The sequence below is a fragment of the Mesorhizobium sp. ISC25 genome (genome assembly GCF_042295465.1).
GTDB lineage: Bacteria > Pseudomonadota > Alphaproteobacteria > Rhizobiales > Rhizobiaceae > Mesorhizobium.
Genome location: NZ_CP135442.1, coordinates 104123 through 120847 on the forward strand (window position 1 = coordinate 104123; position 16725 = coordinate 120847).

Below are 16725 nucleotides of genomic sequence, written 5' to 3' on the forward strand. Positions count from 1 at the left end.
AGACTGTCCGTCTCCCGATCATACCGACGCGGGGTCATATCCTGACTGCTGTCGATATGCCGCTCCGGAACCGGATGGCGCCGCCCACTCGCGGAGCCGCCGTGGGCCGCGACCAGGCAAGTAGCCGGAATGGGAATAAATCGGTCTGAACTTTCCGGCGCTGACCATCACGATGTCGCGACGAGGCCCTCTCGCCGGGTGCGCGGTCATTGATTGCCCGGCTTTCGCTACATACGTGCGCAGGGCGTCGCCTTCCGCGTCAGGGCGAACCGCCCGACCAGGAACTTGGAGATTGGCCGGCGTCTTGGCTATCGCGAGTATTGGAAGGAGCTGTTTGGCTTTGACGAAGAATGGCTCCTGTCCAGCTCACTGAACTGACCGCCTTCGTGGCTGTCGCGGAACATCTCAGCTTCACCAAAGCAGCGGCGGAGGTCGGAATCGCGCTGCCTACGATGAGCCAGACCATCCGGTCGCTTGAGGAGCGGCTCGGCGTTCGGCTGTTCAATCGCACCACGCGTAGCGTTGCCATGACGGAGGCCGGGGTTCGCCTTCTGGCTGAAGTACAGCCGATCCTCCAAGGCATCGATCACGCTCTCGAAAGCGTCAATTCGTTCCGCGACAAACCAATTGGGACATTGCGGCTGGCTGTCTCACGGCCGACCGTCGCGATATTGGCCCCTATGGTGCTCGCGCCACTCATCCAGCCGTTTCTCGCGGAATACCCTGCCATTCACCTTGAAATCCATGTCGATGAAACGAACAACGACATTGTCAGCGGCAGGTTCGATGCCGGAATTGGTGTCGGGCACAGGATCGAGCGCGACATGACGATCTTGCGCATCGCGGACGAGTTCAGGATGCTTGCGGTCGCCGCTCCGACTTATTTGGCGCGCCATTCGAGACCGTCGCTTCCAAAAGATCTACATGCCCACGACTGCATCCAATTCCGGTCGCCCTTCAATGGCTCCATACAGCCCTGGGTCTTCACCCAGGGCGACCAGCATGCCGAGATCGCCGTCGAAGGCTCCCTCATCGTCAATGACCTTGATATGCTACTGAGCACAACTCTCGAAGGAGTCGGCATTGGCTATCTCCCGGAGCCGATTGTTGCGAGGCACCTTGCGCGAGGCCGGCTGGTGGCCTTGCTGGAGGGCTGGAATCGCACGCTGCCTGGCGTTTTCCTTTATCATCCCAGCCGTCGTCAAACGCCCATGCCGCTTCAGGTCTTTCTCAGATTCGTCGAGAAATGGCGCAAGAGCGCCCGCGCGGCGCATCGCGTCTCATGAAGCCGGCGGCGAAGGTGCCAATTGCGGCGGTGGCAAAATAGCCTATCCTGAAGACGCTATGTTGGTGCAACCGTGCAGTAAGCTAGACTGGTAACACGTAAGAAGCCCGGTGCCGTCTCCTGATCGCACGTCCCCGCAGGCTCACGAGAGGGGACGGTGCAGAACCAGCCTACGCGCTGACGTCGATCCACGCTCCGTCCCTGGAGGACCTCCGAACGTCTACAAGGGGGGCCTGGATACGCGCGCCGGACTGGAAATTCATCGGTTCCGGCCTCTGTCCGGCAATGGCCTTCACGAAGTTCGCGATCTCGATGGCCTTGAGGTCATTGAAACCCAGCTGATGTCCGGGGGCGACACAGAACAGTCCGTAGGGGTCATGGTCCGGACCGGCTTCGATACGCCTGAATCCACGACGTCCGGCCCTGTCCGCGACGCTGTAGAAGTGTAACTCGTTGAAGCGCTCCTGCGAGAAGAGCAGCGCGCCCGCGATGCCATACACCTCGAAATCATGCTGCATCTTGCGGCCGGTGGCGATCCAGCTGGCCTCGATTGTGCCTGATGCGCCGTTGTCGAATCGGACGAACATCCGGGACAGATCGTCGACCTCTACATCGCGTTTGCCGCCGGCGCCGTCAGGGCGCGAACCGATCACTGTCACACAGTCACCCAACACCCGGTTTAACGGGCCAAGAAGATATTCCGCTGTGGCAAGCGCGTGGCTTCCGAGGTCGGCGAGGGCGCCGCCGCCGGCTAGATCGTGGCGGAACGTAAACGGGCTTTCTGGATCCGCCATATAGTCCTCGGCATGGATGCCGCGGTAACTCCGGATTTCGCCAAGCTCTCCGTTCCGGATCATCTCACGTGCCAGGCGCAGCATCGGATTGCAAAGATAGTTGAAGCCGACCTGCGTGCGCACCCCTGCCCGCTCGGCCGCGTCGGCCATTTCCCATGCGTCGCCCGCCAGCGATGCGAGGGGTTTTTCGCAGTAAACGTGTTTGCCAGCGGGCAAGCAGGCCAAAATGGGACCGGGGCGCGGGATCATTCATCGACGATGGAACTTGCAATGATTGCACTGCCCTGAACGCCCGCCGACGTCAAATGCACAAGCTGCCGGCGATTGCCGACAATCAGGATGAACAGCCGGGAAATCACGCTGCCCTTCCTCTTCTCGGCGATCTTTTCGGCGTCGGTGCGGACGAAGAACCGCTTTTCGAATTCGGCGCGATCGACATCGAGGAGCTTGACCGAGCAAGTCTGGACTGTCCTGCCGTCCATGGTCGCCCTGGTCACCGCGATCATCGTTCCGGCAGGCAGGTCCGCGCCGGTTGCCTGCCACCCGCGGAAGACCTTCATGTCCTCGATGGGAGCAAGGTCCGTGCCGTCGGAGAGCGGCGTCCATCCGCGCGTCTTCGCCAATGCAATGGTGCGCTCGAAGTCGGGACCTTGCGCAAGGCATGTCCTGTGGAAGGCGTCCAGCGCCCGGTCGACGCCATCGGCGAGCGCATGCGGCGAGGCCAGGCAGGCGGCCGCAAGCGTCAGGGAAAAGAGAGCGGCCAGCGTGAGGACGATGGTTCGAGACTTGCGCAAGGGCTCCGCCGGCGCAGCACTAGCGTCAATCGATTCATCCGGCAGCCGCCGATACAGAAACAATGCTCCGACCCCGAGAAGAGCATAGAGCAGGAAGGCAAGCTGGAGGGCTTGCTTGATCTCCAGACCGACAAGCTGTCGCAGGAGGTCGGGGGCGCCAGCCGCCAGAGCGCCGACAGCCCCAATGAGGGAACCGACAACGCTATAGCGGGCAAACAGCGCGGTTCGGTCGCGATCGGTGACGCTGTGCGCAAGTTCCGCATGTTCGAGTGGCAGAAACACGCTCACGTCGCCGGAGGATGGGTTCAACGTTCCGACGAACGCGACCACGAGCAGCGGCCAGAAGTCGTGGACGAGCGCGAAGGCAAATCCTGTGAGAATCATCAGGCCCGCTGCCGCGATGAGCAGCGAGCGGCGCGAGAAACGGTGCGCGATGGCTCCGACGCCCAGCGTGAGTGCCGCCGATCCCGAAAGCGTTGCAGTGGCGAAGATCCCGATCTCGAAAGCGTTGAAGCCAAGCGCTGCCAGATAAGCGGGAAGCAAAAGACTGACGAGCCCGTCGCCAAACGCCCGCAATCCCCTCGATGCCAGCAGGTAAGAAGCCGCCGGCCCGGCGCCGGATGGCAGGAGTGCAAGTCTGCGCTTCGGCTCTGGCAAAGCTTCAGTCGGCGTTTGGGCTGTCAAATCTGGCTCCTGCCGGAAGAGCGGCTGCGTCGAACGATCGGCCTAGATCGAGCCCATCGCGACACCGTAAAGCACGCCCAGGATCGAACATGCGGCGAGCGCAGGGATCACACCGACCTTGAAGCGGAATACCGCAAGCATCGCACCGAGGGTCAGCACGAGTGACGGGATATTGACGGAGTTGAACACCGGCACGTCCAGCGTCATGCCCAGCCAACTCATGTCATGCAGTTCGCGGAACAACACGTGAAGCGCGAACCATATGGCCAGGTTTAGGATCACACCAACCACCGCGGCAGTGATTGCAGACAGCGCTGCTGACAAGGCCTTGTTGCTGCGCATCGTCTCCATGTACGGCGCGCCGAGAAATATCCACAGGAAGCACGGGACGAAGGTAACCCAGGTCGTCAGAAGGCCGCCGAGCGTTCCGGCGACCAACGCGTTAAGCATCCCCGGAGCCCGGTACGCACCCATGAAGCCGACGAACTGGGTGACCATGATCAGCGGGCCGGGCGTCGTCTCGGCCATGCCGAGGCCGTCCAGCATCTCGCCCGGCTTCAGCCAGCCGTAGTGTTCAACACCTTGCTGGGCGACATAGGCAAGCACCGCATAGGCGCCGCCAAAGGTGACCAATGCCATCTTGGAAAAGAAGATCGCGATGTCGGTGAAGACATTGCCTTGGCCAAGAAATGCAAGCAGCCCGAGGACCGGAACCAGCCATAGCAGAAATCCGACCGCGGCGACCTCGAACCACCACCGGGCGGAGGGCCGTGCATGAGCCGGCACCCCTTCGCCAAGCGCCGAGTCGACATCATCAACCTGCTTGCCGCCAAGTTTGCCATGTCCATTGCCTGGCCGGAATGCAGCCCAACCCATCTTGCCCCCGACGTAACCGATCACGGCTGCGACCAGGATGACCAGCGGGAATGGCGCGTGGAAGAAGAACAACGCGAGGAAGGCGGCGGCGGCGAGGCCGACCATCACGTTGTTCCTGAGCGCCCGCCTGCCGATCCGCAACACCGCTTCGAGAACGATCGCCAGGACTGCCGCCTTCAGACCGAAGAAGAGCGCCTGCACGGCGCCGACGTTGCCGAAGATGGCGTAGATCCAGCTGAGCACCATGATGGCGATCGCACCTGGCAACACGAACAAGATGCCAGCGACAAGACCACCTCTGGTCTTGTGCATGAGCCAGCCGATGTAGATGGCCAATTGCTGCGCCTCCGGACCGGGCAGCAGCGTGCAATAGTTCAGCGCATGCAGGAACCTGGTCTCGCCGATCCAGCGTTTTTCCTCGACGATGATCCGATGCATCATGGCGATCTGGCCGGCTGGCCCGCCGAAGCTCAGCATTGCCACTCGAGCCCATACGCGCATGGCGTCCGCGAACGAAACGCCGTGGTCGTGGGTTTCGGCCAGGGATGGCGGCGTCGCGACCGACTGCTCTGGATTGCCCATTCCTTGGGTCCTTGCGGTCATCCGCGTTTCCTGCGGAAATACTGATAGAGGTTGTCGAAGACAGGAGCGCCCTGCGCGATCCGCTGCTCGTCGCTCTCGTTCGCCATGGCGATGCCTGCAATCAGGCTGGCAATGCCCGTCGCCTCCTCACGGCTGAACTTGTTGTCCTTGAGATCGATGTCATGGACGATCTCGGCGATGGCCTGCAGAGCCGGGTCGTTGATGGCGGCGCGGGTAAGCAGAACTTCGAAGCTGCAGCGGTCGCCCTCATGGGTGATTTCGCCTTCGAACATGTCGAAGCGCAATTCCCCCTCGTTCGGCACGTATCCCTTGCCCGCCACGAAGCGGATGATCGCGTCAGCATCGATGAAGCGGCGGATCAGCCAGCTGCAGGCGATGCGGTCGACATGCACGTCCCGGCGCGTGACCCAGATTCGGCCCTTGAGCTCGCTCGGCTCGGCCGCCTTCTTCGGTTCCTTGGTCATGGCCTTGTCCTCTATAAGCTGTGCCTCGAGCTCGGCGATCAGTCCCTCAGCGGCGAGGCGACCGTTGGCGCCGAAGAAGTCGATCGTCACGACGTCCGCGAGCCGCTTGCGCAAGCGGCCGAGTTGCGAACGCGCTTCCGTTCGTCTTTCCGATGTCGCGTTCGTCTTGATTTCAGCGGCCAGATCGCGGGCTTCTTCGACGATCTCCGCATAGTCGGCATCACGGGCAGCGTCGAACAGCCCCCGGACCTGTGCGTCCGACAGACCATCGACAAGGCGCGCCTCGCACATCATGGCCTCGCCGCCGCCGGCGACGATCTCCTTCAGAAGCCATTCGAAATCCTCCTGCATCTCGGCGTTCGCCGGCAGGGCGTAAACGGTGCTTTTGACTGCTACCGCGCCGATGCCTTGCAACCGTCGCCAGATCTTCACCCGGAAATAGGCGGGCTTGCTTGGCAGTTGATGGATCAGGAGCAGCCAGCGCTGATCCTGCGATTCCCCCTCACTCATAAGTGAACCGTATCACGAACAGAAAGGAATGCAACACTTGTATCATTTTTGAATTGAGCATAGCGTTCGCCTCCTCACGGGATGGGCCGTGCAGCCGAGCGAGGGAATCGATGCCCCACCAGATCATGCCGCTGCCGTTCAAGCCGCCCAGGCTCATCGGCCTGTCCGAACGCCTGCTGGCCAGCCATTACGAAAACAATTATGGCGGCGCCGTTCGCCGCCTCAACGCTATCGAACAGCGGCTCGACGGCCTCGACTGGGGCGCAGCACCTGTCTTCGACATCAACGGGCTGAAGCGCGAAGAGTTGGTCGCGGCAAATTCGGCGATCCTGCACGAGATCTATTTCGATGGGCTGGGTGGCTCGGGCGATGCAGGTGGCGATCTCGCGGCTGCCCTGGAGCGCGACTTCGGCAGCGTGGCCGCATGGCGCGCCAAGTTCATGGCTTGTGCGAAGGCGCAGGCCGGTGGCTCGGGATGGACCCTGCTGACCTGGTCGGAGCGCCGCGATCGGCTGACGATCCAATGGGCGGCGGATCACACCAATTGCCTTGCCGGCGGCATGCCGATCCTCGCGCTCGACATGTACGAGCATGCCTACCACCTCGATTTTGGCGCCAAGGCTGGCGCCTATGTCGATGCCTTCATGAAGAACATCCATTGGGAGCGGGTTGCCGCCCGCCACCGGCGGGCTGTCGCGCAGCGCGATCCTTCAACAGGACCTGCATCGGACGAAAAGGCTCCAACCGTAGCGCCAGAGGAGTTGCGAGCACGCCTCGATCAAGGAGAGGATCTCGTCGTGCTCGACGTCTGCCTCACTGAGGATCTGGCAAAATGCAGCGATATGCTGCCGGGAGCCAAGCTCCGCGCTCCCGAGACCATTGCCGATTGGGCCGATGAACTGCCTAAGGACAGGCCAGTCATCGTCTATTGCGTCTACGGCTTCCAAGTCAGCGGCGACGCAGTCGCCGAACTGCGCCGCCGTGGCGTCGATGCGAGCGCGCTTTCAGGCGGCATCGCCGCCTGGCACGCGATCGGCGCGCCAACCGTCCCCCTGGTGATGAGTGAAGAAAGGATTGCGTCATGAAATGGGTTACCCGCGAACGTCCGGTCATCGACCGCATCGCCTGCCCTTGGCTGATTGCGCGCTTCATCGACAAGGAACCGGAATTTCTCTTTGTGCCGCCTGATCAGGTGATCCCTGTTGCCCAGGAAACGGGCGCGACACCATATGACGTGCCCGGCGTCGAATTCACGCATGTCGGCGACGGCTGCAGCTTTGACACCTTCGTCTCGAAATACGGCCTCGAGCGCGACCCGGCGATCGTGACCATTGCCGCGATCGTGCGCGGCGCCGACACGGATCGGCACGATCTCACGCCGCAGTCTGCAGGACTGCTCGCGATCTCCATGGGGCTGCGGGACGTGACGCCCGACGACCACGAGGTGCTGAAGCACGGCTTCGTCATCTACGACGCGCTTTACGCCTGGGCCTCGCACCGCACATCAGAAACGCATAGCTGGCCACCCGTCACGAAGCCGGCGGCGGCCTGAGCGGAGGCTGAAGAATGGTAGACCAATCAAAAGCTGACGTCGCTGGACGTCAGCCAAGCAGCCGCGTCGCTCAGTGGATTGACCACCGACTGCCTGTTTTCACCTTCGTCAATCATGAACTGAACGACTATCCGACGCCGAGGAACCTGAACTACCTGTGGAATTTTGGTTCGCTGGCCGGGTTCATGCTGGTCGTCATGATCTTCACCGGCGTGGTGCTCGCCATGCACTACACAGCGGATTCGAACCTCGCCTTCGGCTCCGTCGAGCACATCATGCGCGATGTGAATTACGGATGGATGATCCGCTACATCCACCTGAACGGCGCATCGTTCTTCTTCATCGCGACCTACATCCATATCTTTCGCGGCCTCTACTACGGCTCGTACAAGGCGCCGCGCGAACTGTTGTGGATGCTGGGAGTCGTCATCCTGCTGCTGATGATGGCGACTGCGTTCTTTGGCTATGTCCTGCCATGGAGCCAGATGGGGTTTTGGGGCGCTACGGTGATCACCAACCTGTTCTCCGCAATTCCGGTGGTTGGAGAGAGCATCGTCACGTGGCTTTGGGGCGGGTTCTCCGTCGACAATCCGACGCTGCAACGCTTCTATGCCCTGCACTACCTCCTGCCGTTCGTCATCGTCGGCGTCCTGATGCTGCATCTCGTCGCGTTGCATCGGCACGGTTCCAACAATCCGCTCGGTATCGACCGCAACGGGCCGGGAGACAGCATCCCCTTCCACCCCTACTACACGGTCAAAGACCTGCTCGGCTTGGCGGCTTTCCTGCTGGTATTCGCCTTCTTCGTCTTCTACCTGCCGAATTATCTGAATTCCGCCGATGCCTTCATCCCGGCCAATCCACTGCGAACGCCCGCCGAGGTCGTGCCGCAATGGTATTTCCTCCCGTTCTACGCAATCCTGCGCTCGATCCCGAACAAGCTTGCCGGCGTCATCGCCATGTTCTCGGCCGTGGCTGTCCTCTTCATTCTGCCCTGGCTGGATACCTCGAAGGTCCGCAGTGCCCGCTTCCGGCCAATCTACAAATGGGTCTTCTGGCACCTGGTCATCGACGTCATCGTTCTGGGCTGGGTCGGCGCCAACAAGCCGGAAGGCCTTTTCGTTCTCATCGGCCGCATTGGCACGTTCTATTACTTCTTCCATTTCCTGGTCGTGGTGCCGCTCCTCGGCATTTTCGAGCGGCCGCTGCCGCTCCCGACCAGTATCGTCTCGGCAGTCCTGCCGAAGGGCGGCGCGCACCCGGCCGCAGCGCAGATGCCGGTGCATTCGCCGTGACCATCCAGTTGCGCCCAGGCGCCTGAATATCACCGGCCAACCAATCAATTCGCAGTGAAGAAAAGAGGAATACCGCTATGTCACGTCCCATCTGCTGGGCAGTTCTCGTTGCTGCCGCAACCATCGTCACCCCTTCGTTCGCCGCCAGTCCCGATTGGAGCCAAGTCGGAAAGGTCCTGGGCAAAGGAGGGACCGCACTGCCGGATGGCGTCTATAGAGTTGGCTTGCCACGAACCGACCTGAAGGTATCGCTCGACGGCGTATCCCTGAAGCCAGGTTTTGCCCTCGGAGGCTGGATCGCCTTCGACCCAATGGGGAACCAGACAATGGTCATGGGTGACATCGTTCTGACGCAGGACGAGGTGAACCCGGTGATGAAGAAGCTTGAAGAAAGCGGAATCGAGATCACCGCATTGCACAACCATTTGCTGCGCGCTGAGCCAATGATCCTCTACATGCATCTCTTCGGCCAGGGCGACCCGGTCACGCTCGCCACAGCACTTCATGCCGGATTGGCTCTGAGCAAGACACCGATGGAGAGCGCCGCGTCCGGTGCCGTACAGCCGCAAGCCTCCGCGCAGCAGATCGATTTCGATACCGCGGCCGTCGACCAGGCCATCGGCCGCAAGGGCAAGGCCAATGGCGGGGTCTATCAGTTCAGCATTCCACGAGCCGAGACGATCACCGACGGCGGCATGGCGGTGCCGGTGTCGATGGGCACCGCCATTGGCATCAACTTCCAACCGACGGGAGGCGGCAAGGCGGCGATCACCGGCGATTTCGTACTGATCGCATCCGAGGTCAATCCCGTCTTGAAAGCCTTGCGGGAGAACGGCATCGAGGTGACGGCTGTGCATAATCACATGCTGGACGATCAGCCGCGGCTATTCTTCATGCATTTCTGGGCCAATGACGACGCCGCCAAGCTGGCGGGCGGCCTCAAGGCGGCTCTCGACAAGATGAACCTCGCGAACAGTTAGGTCAGGCCAGTGCGCGCCGCCTGTATGACCGTCGGGCTCATCGCCGCCATGCATCTGTGTTCAGCCGGCACGGCAGCGGCGGGTCCGCCTCTAATCCTCGAGCGAACGATCCCGCTCGAAAACGTCCGGGGCCGCATCGATCACATGGCGATCGATCGAGTTGGGGGGCGACTGTTCGTCGCCGAACTCGGCAATGACAGCGTCGATGTAGTCGACCTTCAGACCGGCAAAGTCCTCCATAGGGTCAACGGGCTGAAGGAGCCGCAGGGGGTTGCGTATCTTGCCGATCGGGACGTGATTGTCGTCGCCGATGGCGGTGACGGATCCGTTCGGTTCTTGCACGCCGGTGATCTGTCGTCACTGGGAACCGCGGCTCTCGGCAACGATGCGGATAATGTCCGCACCGATCCGTATTCCGGCCAGGTCTTCGTCGGATATGGCGATGGCGGACTGGCCATCCTCGATCCGGCGACCCAGACAAAGCTCGAAGACATAAGACTGGCCGGCCATCCCGAAAGCTTTCAGATCGACGCGAAAACGGACCGCGTGTTCGCGAATGTGCCGGACGCTGGGCAGATTGCGGTCATCGACCTCAAGTCGCGCAGGCAGGCGGCCGCCTTGAAAACACCAGGCTTGGCGGCGAATTTTCCGATGGCGCTCGACAGCGCGGGGGGCCGGCTTGCAGTTGTGTTCCGAAGTCCGGCAAAGCTTGCCCTGCTGGACGCGGCAACTGGTACGGTGACAGCGAGCCTCGCTACCTGCGGCGACGCCGACGATGTTTTCTTCGACGGCAAGCGCGATCGAATTTACGTGAGCTGCGGCGATGGCGCGATCGACGTTGTGCAGCGTAGGCCTGATGGGCTCGGACTGGTGGGACGCGTGCCAACCTCCAACGGCGCGCGGACCTCACTCTTCGTGCCGGAACTCGATCGCCTTTTTGTTGCTGTGCGTGCCGGATGGTTTGCATCCAAGGCTGCTATCCTCGTATTTCGCCCTTCGCCATGACTGCAATCGATCCCGAACGGCAATGGCGACCGCCTTCGGATATTTTGAGCCGGCGGCCGAAGTCTGAACCCGCCTAATTGCACGACGTTGCCGCCGATTGCTGCACGCATCGCTGAAGGGTCTTTCGAAGCCGCGAGTCGAGTGCCATCAACGAGACGGAGAAAATTGACGAAGAGGCCCAAAACGCTCGAAAGTCAAGAACATATCCGATAACGCTCAATTCCAACTCAAAGAATTAAGGCGTAAGCATCTGATATATAGTATTTGTGGGCCCGGAGGGCGTATTAATCATTGATTTGATTGGGTTTTTCGTGGGCGCAAATCATACATCCTTCCCGCCACTCGAACATTGTTCCCGCGAAGACCCGCTCTTCGTCGACCTGTCCTCGAGGGCTTTCGTCGTGATCGCCTGGAGCAGCGCTTTGCCCGAAGCCTCGGCTAATTGCATCGACCTTCGCTCGGGCCTGGTCGATCTTATGGCGTGATGCGAATTCGGCTCTCAGACTCCCGAAACTCAGTCCGGAAGCTGCCGCCATTTCACCATCCTCTCGCGCAGATCGACGATTTCGCCGTCTACCGTGAAGGACCCGTCTCCCCTGTGGTGCAATGTCCGCCGCTCCTTCCGGTCGGGATAAATCCAAATCCTGAGCGCCTCGAGAAGGAACAGGTTGTAGGTTTCGACCATCGTGTCGTCGGCAATTCGGCATTCGATATTGGCGAGACATTCTCCGATAAGTGGCGCCCCTACGTCCTGAGCGGATAAGGGCGACAGCCCGAATTTCTCGAATTTATCGACCTCGTCGCCCGAACAGTTGCCGATGTCGACCGCCGTGCCCGCAAGATCGACAGTTGGAATTGCGATCACGCATTCGCGGCTTTCGCGCAATGCTCCGTAGCTGTGGTCCCACGGTCCGATGACGCATCCAATCAGCGGCGGCGCATGCTGGACCATCATGTGGAAGCCCATCGTCATCACGTTCGGTTTGCCGTTTAGAGCAGTCGTGACCAGCACGATGGGACCAGGTTCGGGCAGTCGGTAGGCATGGGATGCAGGCATTTCCTTCATGGGAGTTCTCCTTGCGATTTGACGGCGCCCACAAGTTCTGAGCCGCACGATGAGACAACAACCTTTGACAGGCAGAGTGCGATGACGCTCACATCGATCGCCGGGTCAGCGCGGCTTCAACTCCAGACCACCGAATACTGTCTCGATGACCGCCTCGATGTAAGCGTCGGAGACGTCGGAGTTGACGTACGGAACGAGGAGGCGGTGATAGATAGGGCCATATAGAGCATCGAGCACGACATCCGGGTCCAATCCGGGTCTCAGTTCACCATTGGCTATGCCACGCCGCACGATCTCGCGGGCGATCTGTCGCCGCGGTTCGACCCAACGCGTCTTCACGGCCTCCAGCAGCCTGTCGTCGGTTTGCGCCCGCCCCAATAGCGGCCGCATGATCCTACCCTGCTGGCCGCGGTAAGCCCGTGCGAGCAGCTTCATGGACGCTGCAAAACTCTCTCGCGCCGTGGCTTTTTCCTGGATCGGCGCCACCTTCGTGACTTCGGTAAGAAACGCATCCATCACGATCGCCGAGACATTCGGCCATCGGCGATAGATGGTCGTTTTCGCCACGCCGGTCCGTTCCGCGATGCCTTCGATCGTCAGCGCATCGAACCCCACCTCTTCGCCCAGGTCTAATGCGGCACGGAGAATCGCCGCCGTAGCCTCCGCGCCGCGCGGGCGCGGGGTGGCGACCTTCGCCGGTTCTTTTGGATTATTCTTTTCCATCGATCCTTGCCTGTAGTCCATGTGCCGAGGTCGCGGACAGACTTGTTGGTTTTCACAAAAACGCACGACTCGGCTTGACAAGTGTACGCTACGTATCGTAGTTTGCAAGTAGACGCTACGTATCGTATCTTTACGCATGGATCCCATCCCGCAAGTCGGGACTCCGCAGATGCTGCTCACTGAAGCAGCCGTGCCGGATGACCGTCCTGAACGGAGTAGTGCTTATGGCTTCAGTTCATATAGAGACCAGCGGTCCCAAGCAGCCGAATCCGAGGGCTGCGGAGAGTTCATCGACCGTGGCTGGTGAAGAACTCCGGGGCACATCGTCCCCTAAACAAGAGGCCAACCGACATTCGGTTCAGCTGCGGGTCAATACCCAACTTCATGCGGTCGACCTCGATCCCCGTACGACGCTGCTCGATGCGTTGCGCGAACACTTGCATCTTACGGGAAGCAAGAAAGGCTGCGACCAAGGTCAATGTGGCGCCTGTACCGTCCTCGTCAACGGACGGCGCATCAACAGCTGCCTCACCCTCGCCGTCATGCATGAGGGCGACGCCATCACCACCGTTGAGGGACTGGGCACGCCCGATCGCATGCATCCGATGCAGGCCGCCTTCGTCGACCATGACGGCTTCCAGTGCGGCTATTGTACTCCGGGGCAGATCTGTTCGGCGGTGGCGGTGCTTGACGAGATCGCCACCGGCATTCCGAGCCATGTCACCGTCGATCTCGCGACGCCGATCGCGCTGAGCGAAACGGAAATCCGTGAGCGCATGAGCGGCAACATTTGCCGCTGCGCGGCATACCCCAACATCATCGAGGCGATCCGCACGGTTGCAGGAGGACGGCCATGAAAGCCTTCACCTACGAACGCCCAGCCAGCGCGGCCGAGGCTGCAGCCGCAGCGGTGCGTACCCCCGGCGCAAAATTCATTGCGGGCGGCACCAATCTGCTGGACCTGATGAAATTGCAGATCGAGACGCCGACGCATCTTGTCGACGTCAATAGCATCGGGCTCGATCGAATTGAGCCTACCGAGCAAGGTGGTCTTCGCATCGGCGCGCTCGTCCGCAACACCGACCTTGCTGCCGATCCTCGGATCCGCAGGGATTACGGCGTGCTATCCAGGGCGATTGTCTCCGGCGCCTCCGGTCAGCTCCGCAACAAGGCGACAACTGCCGGCAATTTGTTGCAACGAACACGGTGCCCCTATTTCTATGACACCGATATGGCATGCAACAAACGCACGCCGGGTTCGGGCTGCGCCGCGATCGGTGGCCTCAACGCCAATCACGCCATTCTCGGCGCCAGCGAAGCCTGCATCGCGACCCATCCTTCGGATATGGCGGTCGCTATGCGGGCGCTGGATGCCAGCGTTGAGACGGTTGCGCCCAGCGGTGCGTCGCGCAGCATCCCGATCGCCGATTTGCATCGCCTCCCCGGCAATACCCCGCATGTCGAGACCGTTCTGGAGCCGGGCGAACTGATCACAGCAGTAACGCTGCCAAAGCCACGCGGCGGCGTGCAGCTTTACCGCAAGGTGCGCGAGCGCGCTTCCTACGCCTTTGCCACTGTCTCGGTGGCGCTGATTGCCAAGATCGAGGAGGGCCGCCTCACTGTGGACCGGCTTGCCTTCGGCGGTCTCGCGCACAAGCCTTGGCGTGTCGAACAGGCCGAGCGTGCCGTCGCCGGTAGCAACGCCGTGGCCGATTCGATCGCCGATGTCGCGCTCTCCGGCGCCAGGCCAACCGAACAGAACTCCTACAAGCTGCCGCTCGTCCGACGGACGCTCGCGGCTACTCTTGAACACGCACGCGCAGGAGCATCCAGATGATCGGCGCAGGCATCAACCGCATCGACGGCCCGCTGAAAGTCACCGGACGCGCCGTGTATTCATATGAACGGCAGGACGCGGGCCAGCCGTTCTACGGTTTCATCCGCGGCGCGGCGATCGGAAAGGGCAAGATCGCCACCATCGACACCGCCGAAGCCGAAGCGGCTCCCGGCGTGCGCCTGGTACTGACCCATCGAAACGTTCCCAAACAGGGGTCGTTCGTCAACAAGCCGACGATCTTCGACCGGCCGCATCCGCAACTGACCAGCGACCGGATCGAATATTTTGGGGAGCCGGTGGCGTTCGTCGTCGCGGACACCTTCGAACAAGCCCGCGCCGCTGCGGCGCTGGTGAAAGTAACCTATGCGCGTGAAGACGGCGCCTTCGATCTTGCCAATCATGCCGATCAGGCAGAGCCGCAGGCGACCCTAAGTATCGGCCTTCCGGGCGAAACGCGCTTCGGTGACCTCGAGGCAGCGATGTCGGCTGGGCCGGTGACCATAGACCAGACCTATGCGACACCATATCACTTCTCGCAGCCGATGGAGCCACATGCCTGCCTCGCCGACTGGCGCGATGACCATCTCACCGTCTATCTGGCGACGCAGACCGTCGCGCAAAACCGGATCGCGCTCGCCGAAACGCTGGGGCTGGCGGCCGATCAGGTGACCGTCGACGCGGCCTTTGTCGGCGGCGGCTTTGGTTCCAAGCTTTATCTCCACGCCGAGGCCGTTCTCGCGGCGTTGGCCGCGCGCGAGCTGGCCCACCCGGTCAAGGTCGCCTTGACGCGCCGGCAGGTCTTCACCCTGACCGGGCACCGGCCCGAAATGATCCACCGCGTGCGCTTGGCGGCAACATTGGACGGGCAACTGACCGGGCTCGGGCACGACGTCAATCTTCAGGCGGCTGTGGCGGAACCGTGGATCGAACAGGCGGCGACGGTGGCGCGCTCGCTCTACGCAGCGCCGAACCGCCTGACCCGCCACTCGATCACCAATCTCGACCTCAAAGGCGGCCGAAGCGGTGCGCGGTCCTGGCGAACTGCCGGGCCTGCTCGCCTTCGAAACCGCGATGGATGAGCTTGCCTATGCGCTTGATATCGACCCCGTGGAGTTGCGGCTCAAGAACGACACCGCGATCGATCCCGAGTTGGGCGTGCCGTTGAATGGACGGCGACTGGCCGATTGCCTGCGCGAGGGCGCCAAGCGCTTCGGGTGGGATAAACGGCCGAAGACGCCGGGTAGCCGTCGCGAGGGAGATCATCTGGTCGGCTTCGGCATGGCTGCCGGAATCCGCATGCATTTCCAGGGGCCGACGGGCGCCATCGTCCGCATAGAGCCGGACGGCCGCGTGATCGTGCGCTCCGACACTCCAGACATCGGCACCGGCACCTATACCATCGCGGCGCAGATCGCGGCTGAAAGCTTAGGGATCGGCGTTGACCAGGTGACCGTCCAACTGGCCCATTCGGACTTTCCGCCGAGCGCGGGCGCCGGAGGCTCGTGGGGCGCGTCCAACCTGTCGATTGCGCTCGACCGGGCGTGCCAGCAGATCAGGGACAGGATTGCCGAAGCCGCTGGCTCGGGAGCCGCTCCCAACGACATCCTCGCCGATGTCGGTCGCTGGTTTCCAGAAGGCGTTGAAGCCGCCGGACAAACTATTGGCCAGGCCGACGATCCGAACTTCAAGAATTACTCCCAGAACACCTATGGCGCGGCGTTTGCAGAAGTCGCCGTCGATATCGCCACCGGCGAAGTCCGGTTGCGGCGCATGACCGGCGTGTTCGCGGCCGGCCGCATCGTTAATGCCAAGACCGCGCGCTCACAGTTGATGGGCGGCATGATCTGGGGCGTGAGCTCGGCACTGCACGAGGCAGCCCATGTCGACCCGCGCTACGGCAACTGGGTGAATGGCGATCTCGCCGAATATCTGATGCCGGTGCACGCCGACATTCCGGCCATCGAGACGGTGTTGCTCGATGACTATGACGAACACGCCAACCATCTCGGCATCAAGGGCGTTGGCGAACTGGGCGTCTGCGGCACGGGAGCGGCGGTCAGCAACGCAGTGTTCAATGCAACCGGCATCCGGGTCCGGGACTTTCCGATCACCCTGTCCAAGTTGCTGCCGGGACTTCCGACGATGAGGACGGCGGCGTAACCACTCCCCGAACGCAGCAACTGGACGAGGAGCGCGCTGCTCGCGCGAATTCCGGTTCGCGTTCATAGGCCTTGCCAAAGACCTTGCTAACGACTTC

General features: G+C 61.8%; 15 protein-coding genes and 1 pseudogene. 10 read left to right on the plus strand and 6 right to left on the minus strand.

All coding sequences use genetic code 11. The features are described from left to right. Positions 1-350 precede the first annotated feature (350 nt). Complete coding sequence (locus RQ479_RS32430) at positions 351-1286, plus strand: LysR family transcriptional regulator (protein WP_376706285.1); 936 nt, start codon at positions 351-353, stop codon at positions 1284-1286. 169 nt (positions 1287-1455) lie between these two features. On the opposite strand, the pseudogene RQ479_RS32435 reads toward RQ479_RS32430, so the two are convergent. From RQ479_RS32435 to RQ479_RS32450, 4 genes and pseudogenes are all read right to left on the minus strand, one after another. After that, a pseudogene (locus RQ479_RS32435) lies at positions 1456-2304 on the minus strand (Gfo/Idh/MocA family protein); the annotation flags it as partial. A gap of 20 nt (positions 2305-2324) precedes the next feature. Beyond that, positions 2325-3557 carry an MFS transporter gene (locus tag RQ479_RS32440; RefSeq protein ID WP_376706286.1) on the minus strand — a complete coding sequence of 411 codons (1233 nt, stop codon included), beginning with the start codon at positions 3555-3557 and terminating at the stop codon, positions 2325-2327. Positions 3558-3599: 42 nt separating this feature from the next. Next, positions 3600-5015 (minus strand): chromate efflux transporter, encoded by a 1416-nt coding sequence (chrA, locus tag RQ479_RS32445; RefSeq protein ID WP_376706331.1) that lies wholly within the window; start codon positions 5013-5015, stop codon positions 3600-3602. 17 nt (positions 5016-5032) lie between these two features. Beyond that, positions 5033-6010 (minus strand): chromate resistance protein ChrB domain-containing protein, encoded by a 978-nt coding sequence (locus RQ479_RS32450; protein ID WP_376706287.1) that lies wholly within the window; start codon positions 6008-6010, stop codon positions 5033-5035. 110 nt (positions 6011-6120) lie between these two features. Here RQ479_RS32450 and RQ479_RS32455 point away from each other — a divergent pair, with 110 nt between their 5' ends. The 5 genes from RQ479_RS32455 (at position 6121) to RQ479_RS32475 (ending at position 10842) form a co-directional block, all read left to right on the plus strand. After that, a complete protein-coding gene (locus RQ479_RS32455) occupies positions 6121-7095 on the plus strand; it encodes a Fe-Mn family superoxide dismutase (RefSeq protein ID WP_376706288.1) in 975 nt (324 codons plus the stop codon). Beyond that, positions 7092-7562 (plus strand): chromate resistance protein ChrB domain-containing protein, encoded by a 471-nt coding sequence (locus RQ479_RS32460; RefSeq protein ID WP_376706289.1) that lies wholly within the window; start codon positions 7092-7094, stop codon positions 7560-7562. The genes RQ479_RS32455 and RQ479_RS32460 overlap by 4 nt, the downstream gene beginning before the upstream one ends. A 14-nt stretch (positions 7563-7576) precedes the next feature. Next, positions 7577-8857: a cytochrome bc complex cytochrome b subunit gene (locus tag RQ479_RS32465; RefSeq protein WP_376706290.1), complete on the plus strand. Its 1281-nt coding sequence runs from the start codon at positions 7577-7579 to the stop codon at positions 8855-8857. 77 nt (positions 8858-8934) lie between these two features. Beyond that, positions 8935-9837: a DUF1259 domain-containing protein gene (locus RQ479_RS32470; protein WP_376706291.1), complete on the plus strand. Its 903-nt coding sequence runs from the start codon at positions 8935-8937 to the stop codon at positions 9835-9837. 24 nt (positions 9838-9861) lie between these two features. Continuing rightward, positions 9862-10842, plus strand: coding sequence for a YncE family protein (locus RQ479_RS32475; RefSeq protein ID WP_376706292.1), 981 nt, complete (start codon positions 9862-9864; stop codon positions 10840-10842). A gap of 514 nt (positions 10843-11356) precedes the next feature. Here RQ479_RS32475 and RQ479_RS32480 read toward each other — a convergent pair. Both RQ479_RS32480 and RQ479_RS32485 read right to left on the minus strand, forming a co-directional pair. After that, entirely contained in the window at positions 11357-11908 is a 552-nt protein-coding gene (locus tag RQ479_RS32480; RefSeq protein WP_376706293.1) for a flavin reductase family protein, read from the minus strand. 105 nt (positions 11909-12013) lie between these two features. Then, complete coding sequence (locus RQ479_RS32485) at positions 12014-12631, minus strand: TetR/AcrR family transcriptional regulator (RefSeq protein WP_376706294.1); 618 nt, start codon at positions 12629-12631, stop codon at positions 12014-12016. Positions 12632-12927: 296 nt separating this feature from the next. Here RQ479_RS32485 and paoA point away from each other — a divergent pair, with 296 nt between their 5' ends. The 4 genes from paoA to RQ479_RS32505 are packed head-to-tail and all read left to right on the plus strand — an operon-like array spanning position 12928 to position 16628. Beyond that, entirely contained in the window at positions 12928-13488 is a 561-nt protein-coding gene (paoA, locus tag RQ479_RS32490) for an aldehyde dehydrogenase iron-sulfur subunit PaoA (RefSeq protein ID WP_376706295.1), read from the plus strand. Further along, on the plus strand, positions 13485-14468 hold the full coding sequence (locus RQ479_RS32495; RefSeq protein WP_376706296.1) for an FAD binding domain-containing protein: 984 nt from the start codon (positions 13485-13487) through the stop codon (positions 14466-14468). The genes paoA and RQ479_RS32495 overlap by 4 nt, the downstream gene beginning before the upstream one ends. Beyond that, entirely contained in the window at positions 14465-15547 is a 1083-nt protein-coding gene (locus tag RQ479_RS32500; protein ID WP_376706297.1) for a xanthine dehydrogenase family protein molybdopterin-binding subunit, read from the plus strand. Before RQ479_RS32495 ends, RQ479_RS32500 begins: the two co-directional genes overlap by 4 nt. Further along, the gene (locus RQ479_RS32505) at positions 15492-16628 is read left to right on the plus strand and encodes a xanthine dehydrogenase family protein molybdopterin-binding subunit (protein WP_376706298.1); all 1137 of its coding nucleotides are present in this window, start codon (positions 15492-15494) and stop codon (positions 16626-16628) included. The genes RQ479_RS32500 and RQ479_RS32505 overlap by 56 nt, the downstream gene beginning before the upstream one ends. The last annotated feature ends 97 nt before the right edge of the window (positions 16629-16725 follow it).